11 protein-coding genes are annotated in these 12526 nt (G+C 37.4%); 4 read left to right on the top strand and 7 right to left on the bottom strand.

Going from position 1 to position 12526, the window contains the following annotated elements:
• From F6K15_RS32470 to F6K15_RS32455, 4 genes are all read right to left on the bottom strand, one after another.
• Positions 1 to 2900: peroxidase family protein (locus F6K15_RS32470; protein WP_293069447.1), on the bottom strand; the 2900-nt coding region annotated here is incomplete at its 3' end.
• A 1450-nt stretch (positions 2901 to 4350) separates the two neighbouring features.
• On the bottom strand, positions 4351 to 4878 hold the full coding sequence (locus F6K15_RS32465; protein ID WP_293069446.1) for a hypothetical protein: 528 nt from the start codon (positions 4876 to 4878) through the stop codon (positions 4351 to 4353).
• Between the two features lie 443 nt (positions 4879 to 5321).
• Complete coding sequence (locus F6K15_RS32460; protein ID WP_293069444.1) at positions 5322 to 5771, bottom strand: hypothetical protein; 450 nt, start codon at positions 5769 to 5771, stop codon at positions 5322 to 5324.
• Positions 5772 to 5983: 212 nt separating this feature from the next.
• The gene (locus F6K15_RS32455) at positions 5984 to 6181 is read right to left on the bottom strand and encodes a DUF1822 family protein (RefSeq protein WP_293069442.1); all 198 of its coding nucleotides are present in this window, start codon (positions 6179 to 6181) and stop codon (positions 5984 to 5986) included.
• A gap of 398 nt (positions 6182 to 6579) precedes the next feature.
• On the opposite strand from F6K15_RS32455, the gene F6K15_RS32450 reads away from it, so the two are divergent.
• The 4 genes from F6K15_RS32450 (at position 6580) to F6K15_RS32435 (ending at position 10085) form a co-directional block, all read left to right on the top strand.
• Positions 6580 to 7521 (top strand): hypothetical protein, encoded by a 942-nt coding sequence (locus F6K15_RS32450; protein ID WP_293069441.1) that lies wholly within the window; start codon positions 6580 to 6582, stop codon positions 7519 to 7521.
• Positions 7522 to 7680: 159 nt separating this feature from the next.
• Positions 7681 to 8061 carry a hypothetical protein gene (locus F6K15_RS32445; RefSeq protein ID WP_293069439.1) on the top strand — a complete coding sequence of 127 codons (381 nt, stop codon included), beginning with the start codon at positions 7681 to 7683 and terminating at the stop codon, positions 8059 to 8061.
• Entirely contained in the window at positions 8033 to 9715 is a 1683-nt protein-coding gene (locus F6K15_RS32440) for a proprotein convertase P-domain-containing protein (protein WP_293069437.1), read from the top strand. The genes F6K15_RS32445 and F6K15_RS32440 overlap by 29 nt, the downstream gene beginning before the upstream one ends.
• A gap of 52 nt (positions 9716 to 9767) precedes the next feature.
• Positions 9768 to 10085: a hypothetical protein gene (locus tag F6K15_RS32435; protein ID WP_293069435.1), complete on the top strand. Its 318-nt coding sequence runs from the start codon at positions 9768 to 9770 to the stop codon at positions 10083 to 10085.
• Positions 10086 to 10489: 404 nt separating this feature from the next.
• Here the strand turns inward: F6K15_RS32435 and F6K15_RS32430 are convergent, their stop codons facing one another.
• The 3 genes from F6K15_RS32430 to F6K15_RS32420 form a co-directional block, all read right to left on the bottom strand.
• Entirely contained in the window at positions 10490 to 10693 is a 204-nt protein-coding gene (locus F6K15_RS32430; RefSeq protein WP_293069433.1) for a hypothetical protein, read from the bottom strand.
• Positions 10694 to 10981: 288 nt separating this feature from the next.
• A complete protein-coding gene (locus F6K15_RS32425) occupies positions 10982 to 11200 on the bottom strand; it encodes a hypothetical protein (protein ID WP_293069431.1) in 219 nt (72 codons plus the stop codon).
• Between the two features lie 2 nt (positions 11201 to 11202).
• Entirely contained in the window at positions 11203 to 12036 is an 834-nt protein-coding gene (locus F6K15_RS32420; RefSeq protein WP_293069429.1) for an IS200/IS605 family accessory protein TnpB-related protein, read from the bottom strand.
• Positions 12037 to 12526 lie beyond the last annotated feature (490 nt).

Raw genomic sequence — 12526 nt, 5'->3', positions numbered from 1 at the left:
CCGGGAGTATTACTATCAGGATTGACACCAATTAATAAATCATTTCCTTGACGACCTGTAATTTGGTCATTTCCTTCATTGCCAATGAGGGTGTCATTTTGGTGAGTGCCGATAATTTCTTCGTCTTTTGAAGATTCTTCCCAATTCTCAACTCCAGTTTGGTCTGTGCTAGCATTGAAGTTACCTACAGCATTTCCTGTACCAATCACATTATTACCACCACTAATAAAAGAGTTTTGTGACTGAGTTACAAAATCAATATCGCTATTTTCATTATCAGCAACAGTGCTAGAAGTAACAGTTGTTGAGGTAATAGAAGTATTTCCGAAACTAGCAATACCACTACCACGACCATCAGGAGCATTATTTTGGATAATAGTGGTATTTTCGATTTCAACTACACCGAAATTGAAAATACCCCCACCATCTGAAACCGCAGTATTTTCAATAATTGTGCTATTGGTAATAACGGCAGTGGGAATATTGCCAAAAACATTATCTTTGATATAAACACCACCGCCATCATCTCTCGCACTATTACCACTAATGGTACTGTTTGTGATTTCTGCATTACCGAAAACGGCGACCCCTCCACCATCAGCAATAGCGGAAAGAGCTACATTATCACTGATGGTACTGTCGATAATCTCAGTGTCACCATATACAAATATACCGCCACCATCATTATTCGCTGTGTTACCAGTAATGGTACTATTCGTAATCGTAATATTTCCTGGACTCCAGTTGTAAATACCTCCTCCAGTATCGTTGGCAAAGTTATGAGAAATTTCACTGTGGGAAATATTAATTTCTCCACCATTAAAAATACCGCCACCAGAAGCTAATCCTTCTTTTGTCTCGTTATTGCTAATAGTAGTGTTGGAAATGGTAATATTACCTGTTTGAGCATTGAAAATACCACCACCATCCTCATTTGCAGTGTTACCTGTAACAGTACTGTTACTTAGTGTAAGATTTTCTCGGTTAAAAATACCACCTCCATCATCACCATTGCCAGTAACATTGCCACCTCCGATAACAACTCCATCTATAGATACCTGACTTTGAATGCTATTGTTACCATCATCGATCTGAAAGACACGGGAGTTACCCCCAGCATTTATATTAACCGGGTTATTTTCATAACCATCAATATGAAGGTCTTTATCTATTCTCAGTTCCCCGTTAGTCAGATTTATAGTTTCACCAGCAATACTAGGGTCAAATACAATAGTATCCCCAGACTCAGCATTAGCGATCGCCTCTCTTAAGGAACCCTGACCACTATCGTTAGTATTTGTGACAATAATATCAGGCACAAAGAAAACATTATCTGAAATATTCTCAATATCAGTATTTAACTTGACAATATCCGATAAATTCAGATTCTCTAACCAATCTGAAACAGTACCATTTTCCCCTAACTGCCACTGAGCAAGGTCAACATCATTTTCATACCAGAAGCGATCGCCATCTCGCAAGCGTTCAAACTGGTCTTCTAAAATTGCTTCATTCAATTCACCAATACTAGAATTTGGCAAAGTATTCTCTGACAACATCCCCACCCACTGGTCAATATTATCAACATCACCATAAAGTTCTTCTAATGCTGCCACCACTTCCGGGTCAGAAGAAATTTCACTAAAATCATTCACCCTAGACAAACCCAGTGCTTGCCGCACCTCATTATAATTTGCCAAACCATGGTCGCGACCGCGCTGGATATTCAACGCTGCCAAATCTGTACCATTTGCCACAGGTCCACCACCGGGTGCCCCAGTAAACAACAAATTCCGCAAATCATCCACTATTTTCGCGTCTGTCTGCTGCTGTACCTGGGTAGCTAAACCCCGCAAAACAGGTTCTATTCCTCCATCTTCGGTAATGCGCTCTGGTTGGAAAAAGCCTTGAAATAAATCTAATTCACCAACGGGAGCAGTAGTGCCATCTTCGTTGAGACGTGGCACAGTTCCGCTAACTAGAGTGTGACCCAAACGAAAACCAGCAGTAGAAAATTCTGTATTGATACCAGGATTAACATTTGCATCGTAACCATTATAAGGATCGAGAGTTACGCCTAGAGAAGGTAAAAACTCTTTATATGTAATCGCTTGAATTTCTGCCCCTACTATTTTACGCGCTCGTTGATAAATCTCTTCATCGCGAGCAGCAGTATTTGAGGGTAAGTCTGTGTGGGTGGCATCAATAATTTCTGCTAAACGGTTATGTTCTCGCACAAATAAGGTATGCAACGAAGTTAAGACCGCGTGTTCGTTTGCCCGCTCGTCCCCTGCCACAAAAGTGCTTTCACCAATACTTTCTTCCATCGCCATAGCAGGAGCATTTGGGTCATTTCCCCTAGTAGGTAGCAAATCTCCTGTAGAATGGTCAGTAACTTTTAACTTTCCGCCATCAAAACTGCGTAACCAGTTAGCACGCTCTTCATCACTACCATATACTTGACTTGCATCCAACCAAGCAGTGAGTTCATTGGCGTGTTCCCGGGGGTTATTAATATCAGTGCCAGTCTTCTCATCAAATAGCGATCGGGTAACGGGAATAAATGACCCAGGGGAATAAACTGAATCACCTTGAGGAATGAAAATGTTTGCACTTTCAGCATCGTTACCGGACTGTAAGTGAGTCAAAGTAATATCGTGGTCAACAAATTGTCCCCAGGCCCAGACATAATCACTTAAATTTCGTGGGTCTGGAATAGATTCTTGTTGGTCGAATAGGGTATTACTAATATTGCGAGGATTAGGGTTATTAGGATTAGCTAATTCTTCTATTCCATCTGCATAAGCGACTGGTGTAAAGCGAAGTAAATTTTCACCAGTTTGACCATATTCGGGATTATTTTGATTATTATTACTGCCGTCAATTTCACGAAAATTCATAGTTTATTTCAGAATAAATTATAGAATATATAGCAATAGACAGATAGGTTAAGATTTATGCTGATAATGTTCTTTAGACAGGGAAATATTTTTCCTACTGTTCCCTACTATATTTATATAGAACCCATTTGATCGCTATCTAATTATGGTAGTCAAGTCTTTTCGCCCATCAATTTTGAGGAAAAATCATCTGAAGGAGTGTTGAATTTTTTGTATTATTTCTCCCCACATCTTCCCTCTTACCGAATAATTAATAATTAATAATTAATAATTAAATAATTCTGGTTTAAAGCCTCCTCTTTTAAGGGGAAAAAAGCGGTCGTTTTGCTAGCGCAAAGCTCCGCTAACGGTTGTCGCCGACATGAAAAGCGCAGCTTCCCGTAGGGTGGGATGGCGAGGAAACCTGCGCCATATCCATGAGACCAAGAAAAGAAAATATTCCTTATATTCAATTCCGTAACGGTTTTAACCAGAGGTAATTATCAATTATCCATTATCCATTATCCATTATCAATTAATGAACTCCTGTCTTCTCCTCCTGGGAGAGGTTAGGAGTGGGTTTTCTCCTGTCTCAAGGCTAAAAAAACGCGCATATTTATGAAGATACGATCAGGGGTTCTATATAGATAATTGCGGAATCTACCTAGGAAATCAGGATAAAAATATCGCAATTTTTAGGGTTGATATCTAGAGATTTTGTTGAAGTGGATCGTCAAGGAAGGTACTAAAATTAGCAAGAATATTTTTCTCGCTCGTACAGAAGAATTGTTGTGATTGATGCAGCGATCAAAAACATATACCAGATTAAAATTGTGCTGCAAAAATTATACATAATAGCTCAGAGATAATTGCTATATCTTTGAAATAGGTGGTGGTATAGGTTCAATTATTTAGTTAGGGTTTAGTTCCCAATTAGACAGTGCAGGTGAGGTATGGAATATTAAACAAGGGTAGTAAAAAAATGATAATTAGATATTCCCTACTCCCTGTAACAGTTGGTGGATAATGATAGCTCTTCCTTCCTAATATTAAATTATATTCATCAATACTAGGAATAAATAAAGATATCCGGACTAAAAAACTCATTTAATTTTGAAAATGAAATTCTTGTTGCCTGTTGTTGGATTAATACACATTGCCTAAGTTCATCAAAAGTATCAGTTGTTATTTAAACTCCATTAGACATCTCCAAAAAAGATATAGACTTTTTGTAAAAGTAGGGAATAGGGAATAGGGAAGATGTTTTTAGGAAAAAAACACGGAAAATGATTTTTTGAGTTATTACACTCTAGTTGATCGCAAATAAAGGGCAAGTTGATTTTCTGGAGATGTCTATTTAATTAAAAATAGGCGTTGGTAAATGATGGTATGATTTTTAGTAGTCAAATATTGAAAACAGCTTTTTTTCCCTACTATAAATCTTTATTTAATCCAAATTTCATACCTTATTTTACCAATGCCTAAAAATATATTGAGAACCCCGATCCATTTTGATAGGCAAATAACCTTCTGTATCCCAATACCATTTGCCACCATATTCAATTTGATTTGTCCAAACCCGAACGCGGGAATTTTCTAAGAATAAAACATTGGATTGAATTCCATCATTCCAACAAATAATCGCAACTACTCCGCTATCTTGACTACTTGTTTTTTTCTGAATCCTGATTCTGTCAACTTTTCCCAAAAACTGTCCACTTTGACCAGAGGAAGTAACTTTTTTTCCATTTATAGACTGAAGGTTTTGGCTGGAGTTACTAAAGTTGAAAGATGGAGATTTTTCAACAGAATTAATAACTGGATATTTTTGTTTATAGTTTTTGCTTTCCGGTTTTTGGTAGGGATTTTGGTGATCATAAATTTCTTCTATAAGTTTGAGAATTGGTGTCATTATTTCTATAATAGGAATCGCTGTTTGAGGAAAAATTGTTGAAGTTCCCAGAAGTATCAGAAAAGTACCAATAATTTTATTGTCCATGATTTTTTAATAAGCATTCAGCAGTTCAGCAATCAGCGGTCAGCTCTTTAGAAGAGTATTTAAATCCTCCTAAAATTAAATTACTTATAGAGGATTTAATAACTCAGTTTTTCTCCTCTAATAACATTGAAGAATGTTTGTTATCTGTTACTTATTCTTCGTTTAATTTAGAATTTTTATTCAATTATTTTGGTGGAATAAGAGGGTCATCTTCTTCGTCATTGAGATGAATTGCAAAAATATTAATCATCAAATTTGCTCCTGATAAACAATATATACAACTATCCTTAAGTCATTTTTTTTACTGTAATTTGTTGTTCTACTTATTACTCTGTAAAGTTGATGAAATTTTATTCAAAGATGATTAATTTAGATATGTATGAAAATAGTCAAACTTTTACTCTTGCTGTCTTTTAAAGTTAGTTTTGCTGTCTGTCAAAGATTCAATTTCTGCGCCGTCTTTTTATTTTTTCATTTTGAACGAATATAGCTATTAGAGCAGCAATTTGTTTAGGACTCAAGCTACCATTTACTGGTGCGGAAACTCTACAAATAGTAATCTCAATTATTCGCCCAAAAAAGCCATAGTAGACGTTCATATCACCAATAGAAGTAACACGACCCCAAAAACCATAATTAACAGGCATCTGACCAATTGTAATAATTCGCCCAAAAAAGCCATAGTAGACGTTCATATCACCAATAGAAGTAATACGACCCCAAAAACCATAATTAACGGGCATCTGACCAATTGTAATGATTTGTCCAAAAAAGCCGTAAGTAATATTCAGATTGCCAATAGAAGAAATACGACCCCAAAAACTATACTCGACTGGCATATCGCCAATCTGAATAATTCGCCCAAAAAAACCGTACCTTACTTGCCAAAGCATGGTATTAAACTCCATCTGAAATCTTTGTTTAATATATTTTTTCTTAAATTAATATTTAAGGATATTTTTCAAATAATTTCAGGTTAATTATTGGAAATATCTAAGATGATAAAAATTATGGAAATAGGAAATTGATACTGTTGATTAATTTAACAGTATCAGATTTTTCATTACTATCTATTTGCCTAATATTTTTCAAATATGGAACTCAACTAAAACCGCAAAATTTCTCTACTAAAATCATCAGGAATCGGCTCAATTTCCCAGATTAAACCTTCCCCTGGTTCTAAAATTACATCTACATACAGCTTTTCTACAGCATGAGTAGATACAGCTTCATTATTTTCAAAATTTTCTCCATTTTCTGTCAATAATCGCAACTTAAAGCCAGCCGGAATTAAACCCTTCATTAGCTAATAAGTTGATCCAATTTTATTTTTGCTCTTCACCTACTGGAATATCGAGACTAATTTCTTGATTTGTTTTGCGGTATAAGTCAAAAATGTCATATTTTAAACATCCATTTATCCACATCACATAACGCTGTCGCACCAGTAGAGGTGAATTTTGACTAATATCAATTCTCCATCTTTTTTTGTATTCCTGGAAAAACCTATCAATATTGTGTTTTACAGAGAATAAAGTGTTATTAACTGCAAAAATGCTCTGGCAGTTTCATTTCCTAGACGATACAAAACTAAAGTATAGGCTTCTAAAAGAGTCGGATAAGTAACAATAACTCCTAAGTTTTCTTGTTGGAGTTGGTTTAAGTCTGCTTGGGCCTGTTGATGAAACTCATGCTACATCCATGAGTGTTAACGCTGATGGTGATGTAGTGTTGATAGATGCAAATACCTTGGTTGCTGATACTCCAGGAGATGTACTTGCCTCTGGGAATATAGATGTATCCACCCTTCCTAGTTACCCCTATGAGGAGGGAAATAGGAATCTTGGTGGACAGATTAATGTGTTGGGCGATCGCGTAGCAATTATTGATGCTAATATTCATGCTGATGGTATCAACGGAGGTGGAACAGTATTAATTGGAGGCGACTTTCAAGGCAATGGAATAGTGAGTAACTCTCAGCAGACATTTGTAAACAATAACTCATTTATTTCTGCTAATGCTATTATAAATGGTGACGGAGGAAGAGTAATAATTTGGTCAGATGGAATAACTGATTTTGCCGGAAATATTAGTGCTAAAGGGGGAGAAATTTCTGGCAATGGAGGATTTGTTGAAGTATCTGGAAAACAACAATTAATATTTGATGGAAATGTCAATGTTAGTGCCGCATTTGGTACCCCAGGAATAATATTATTAGACCCAGAAAATATCACAGTGGGAGAGTCAGAAAATACTGAAAATTCAGAAACAGAAACAGTAGATAATAATTCGGAAGTAGCATCTACAGAAAATACAGATTCTTCCACCACAGAAAATACTGAAAATTCAGAAACAGAAACAGTAGATAATAATTCGGAAGTAGCATCTACAGAAAATACAGATTCTCCCACTACAGAAAATATTGATAATTCAGAAACAGAAATAGTAGATAATAATTCGGAAGTGGCATCTGCAGAAAGTACAGAAGAAAATGTCGATAATTCAGAAACCACAGAAAATACAAATTCAGAGACAGAAGTTACTTCTACAGAAATTGCCGATCACTCAGAAACAACAGAAACAGAAATACCAATAGACCCCTTTGCTCAAGATAAAAATTCTGATGTGACAATTTCCGCATAAAATATTGGGGATTTATCAGGAGATATAATTTTATTTGCCGACAACGATATAACAATCAATGAAAAGATAGAAACTAATGATTATGTAGAATTAAAATCCGGCCGAAGTATTAATATAAATGCCGAGATTGACACATCAATTGGTAATGGAAATATTGACTTGCTTGGCAATAATGATGATATGAATTTTGCTAATCGGAGTGAGGGGAAAGCTTCAATAAATCAATTAGATGGAACGACATTAAATGCCGGAAGTGGCACTATTAATATTGAGTTAGGAAACTTAGGAGAAGTAGGGGATATAAATCTGGCAAATTTAACAACAACAGGGCAAGTTCTAGTTAATGCTAATGGGGGAAATATTGCCAGAGCTTCTGAGAATTCAATTATTAATGCGGGTAGTGTTTTATTTGAAACAAATGGCAGTGGAGGAATAGGTTTAACTGATGCACCTTTGCAGTTGAATGTGGAAAATTTAGAAGCTATTTCTGGCAGTGGTGGAGCATTTTTTGATGTGTTTGGGAGATGTGAATATTGGTGATGTGAGTGAGGATGTCAATGGTATTGTTACTGCTGGTGGAGATATAGAAATTCAGAGTGCAGGAAATGTGACTTTAACAGAAAGCATTTCTACTACAGAGAATAATTCTGAGGTGGCATCTAGAGAAAATACAGAAGTTGATAGTAGTACAGGTGGTGCAATTAATATTGAAGCTACGGGAGATATTGTTGCTACGGGTAGCAGAATTACAGCTAGTGGGGAAAGTGTTTCTTTGTCTGGAACGAATATTACAATAAATGATGAATTTGATGAAACTTCTGGGGATGCGGATGTTAAGTTGGAGGCGACAAATGATATTACAGTTGAAGATATAGCAGATGATGTGTTGGAATTTCTGCCTGGGGAAGGAGAGATAGAATTTCTGGCAGATGTGGATGGGGATGGAATTGGTGCTGTGACCATGTTGGATAATGAAGCGGATGTTGGCAGCAACCCGAATACCTTTGAGAATGGTGTGGATACTATTAAGACCAATGGGCGGAATTTGACTATTGCTGGTGCTGGTATTGTTTTGGGGAATATTGATACTTCTTGGTTGCCAGTTTATTCTGGTGGAGAGTTGCTGGCAACTATAGATGTGGATGAGGGTGGAGTGATACCACCAGAAGTAGAGGATAAGAGTGGACTAATACCAGTAAATTCTGTCAATTTTTCTGATATTGAATTTGACAGTGAAGGTAATTTTATTATTGAGGGGGAATCTTATTATATTGCTACTATTGAAGGCCAAGATTATTTTGTGCCTATTACGCAAATTCTCAATGACACTGCAACTTTTACTTTTACTGTAGATAATGACTTAGGAAATGTAGAGAATTTAGATGTACGTTTTTCTGTGGAATATTCTTCAGTTTCCAACCTAGAAGTCAATCTCGAATCACCTCAAGGAAAGGAAGTAAAATTGTTTGCAGGTGTTAGTGGTGGTGGACAAAACTTTCAGGATACAGTATTGGATGATAATGCTTCTACAAGTATTAGCTCTGGTAGTGATCCGTTTGATGGTACATATCGTCCCCAAGGAAATTTAGCAGATTTTAATGGAGAAAACCCTAATGGAACTTGGACTTTGAGGATTAGAGATAGTAATGTTCAATCTTTTCCTGATGGAGACTCTTTCTTCAGGCGTAGTGGTGAAGGCACTTTGTACAGAGCAGGTGATACTGCTTCCTGGGGAACTGCCACAGGTACGCAATTGTTACTGCGCAGTCCTCTTGTTCGCAGTGGAGGAGGAAGAGGTAGTGGAAATGGTGGAGCAATTAACTTGGAAGCAACTTATGGTGATATTAGTGTAAGAAATGTCCGTAGTTTCAGTGAAAATGGTAATGGGGGAACAATTGATCTGAAGGCTAACAACAGTATTGTTACAGGAGCAATTAACTCTGCTTCTCGTCAAGGAAATGGAGGTGCTATCAACCTTAATGCTATTTCTGGAAATATTCTTACAGGTTCCTTAGATGCTTCATCTATCGATCAGGATGGGGGGAATATAGAAATAAATGCGGTAGGGGATATTACTACGGCAGAGATTATTACAAAATCAGGTGAATTTTTTGTCAATGAGGATGGAATTACTGAAGTCAAGGGTAGTGGTAATGCTGGTAGTATCAGTATAGACAGAAACCATTTCTTCTAATTCAACTGCCTCTGGTTCTGATAGTAATTCAGGGAATGGAGGAGATATTACTATGACTGCTGGAGGTACTATAATAACAGAATTACTTAATTCCTATTCTTATTCAAGTCAAGGGCGATCGGGGAATGGAGGCACAATTTCTCTAAATGCGGACACAGTAAAGCTTAACATTCGAGAGTTCCCATACATAGAACAACTGCAAATAAACACATTCTCAGTGGGAACAAACGACTCCGGAAAAGGTGGAGACGTTAACATTACCACCAACAACCTCAGCAATGCAGAAATATTGACACTATCTAGCAACTCCGAGTCAGGACAGGTAACAATAGAAAATAAATCAAGAGGAAACCTTCTACTGAATGATTGATCGATCATCACCAGTAAACAAGTAACTATACAATTACCTGGCGAAATAATAGAAGTAGACGTAGGCAGCACAGAAGGCCAATCAGGAAACGTCAATATCTTCAGCTCAGGCAACCTCAACCTCAACAACGTCACCATCGAAAGTGACACCAAAGGAGACCTACCCGCTGGAAATGTCTACATCGAGAGTCAAAAAAACATCACCCTCGACAACACCGACATCCTAAGTATCACTAACGCTCAAGGAGACGCTGGCAACATCACTCTCGAAACCCCCCAAGACATTCAACTGACAAACAAAAGCCAACTCCGAGCCAATACAGAAGGCAGCGGCAACGCAGGCAGTATCGACATCCAAGCAAACAAGCTCAACCTAGAGCAAAGCACTAGCCTAATCACAGAAACTTATGCAGCAGGTGCACCAGGAGACATCTCCATCAAAGCTAACACTGTAGATATCGGTGAAGATGCCCAAATTAGTGCCACAGTAGTATTAGGTGCAACCAGCACCGGAGACGGAGGCAATATCACCATCAACAGCAACGAACTCAATATTACAGGAAAGCTCGGAATATTCGCCGAAACCGAAGCATCAGCAAACGCTGGCACCCTTACCCTCAGCCCCTACGAAGACAACCCAGACCTCAACATTAATTTCAGCAACGACGGTTTTATTTCTGCCTCTACCTCCTCCACAGGCAATGGAGGAAATATCAACCTCAGTGCCCCAGAAAGTATAAATATTAGAGGGGATGGTAGGATCTCTGTCGAAACGACAAACAAAGGAAATGCTGGAGCTATCAATATCAATACCCAAAACCTCACGCTATCTGATGGAGTAGCTATATCAGCTTCCACGGAAGATCAAGGAAATGCTGGAGCTATCAACATTAATACTCAAAATTTCACTTTAGAAACCGGAACAACTCTAACCACAGAAACTAATAACAAAGGCCAAGCCGGAAACATAGAAATAAACACCAGGCAACTAACTATTGGAGAAGATGCCCAAATTAGTGCCACAGCAAGAGAAGGTGCAACTAACACTGAAGCGGGAGGTAATATTACTATCAACGCGATAGACTTACTAATTTCACCTTCTTGAAAACTAGACAAAGCTAGACATTTGCCATCGGTGAGTGCAAATGATTTCGTGGCTCACCCGTTTCAATGTGTACTTGCTGTGAAAGTTGATGTTCCGCCCACAAGCTATGGGTTAGGATACCCTCAAGGGCTTTCCTCCATTGAAAAAGTTGAGTCCGGCGAATACGATGTAGTTTAATAAAACTAGCAACTCGCCTCCAATGACTCCAATCATGTTTGTTGACATCCTCCGGTCTCAACAAACACTGCGGGATTTTTTCAGATAACTTTAAGGCTCTACGGCCAACGACTAAAGCAGCAGCAGTACCACTATTTAGGCCGTATTTAGCCATATAATTAACCATTCCGATCACGCTAGTAAAAGCAGGGTTAACTTTGATTAATTCAACCCCAAATCTTCTACAGCATGACTCTAAAGCCTCTCTAAACATTCCTGTAGACAAGTTAGAAAGCATTGCATTATAAATTTTACTTTCCTCACTCATCTTTGCTTTTTTCTTGGTAAAATCCAGAGACTCAATAGCAATAGCGCACTCAAAAAAATCTGCTAATTTGACAATAGTCGCGACAATATTCCTCATAGTTGCTTGTCGTTGCCCAGTAGTTTGATTTTTCCATTGGTAAGGTAGCTCTTCTAAATATTCAATATTGCCATCCCACTTAACATAAGTAACTGAAATCAACTCGGCATTAAAATCAATGCCTATACAACCATTTTTTCTAGTATGAATTACTGGAATTTCTTGTACATAAGTAGAAAGATGTACATACCAATTGTCTTGTTTGTGTTCTCTACGAAAAATAGAAGAGGCAATATCAGCATCATCAGTCAACAAGGAGAAATTCAAGCTACCCAACCCATTCAGTCATTTTCAGAAAAAGGTAACGCCGGAAATGTGACTCCGACTGCCAAAACAGATGTGACCACCAATACTATTTTCTTCTTTCTACCCTCCTGTCTCCTGACTCCTGACTCCTTAGTCGTTTATTTATAACTGTTCAACCGGACATGATATTACTCTCATACCCGTACCTCAAGGAGAAGCAACCAGGGGAGTAGCAGGAAATATCACTTATATTACAAAATAATATATATTTTAAAAAAAATAAATATTATTTATGATTTAATAATTCAATTTATTGGTATGGTTCAAGGTGTCAGAATTAAATAACATAAGTTAGTTTATTCTGATAAATCTTGATGTTTAGTCTAAGAGCTGATTTATAAAGTAAATGTTAAATTAGCTAATCTCTTGACCATTAGGCAGATTAAGGAACCATAAATCATGGCCTCACTCACTTCTGAATACACCTCATAATCTTTACTTAAACGCCTAA

Source organism: Okeania sp. SIO2B3 (genome assembly GCF_010672525.1).
GTDB lineage: Bacteria > Cyanobacteriota > Cyanobacteriia > Cyanobacteriales > Microcoleaceae > Okeania.
This window is presented reverse-complemented; position numbering and strand designations above follow the sequence as displayed.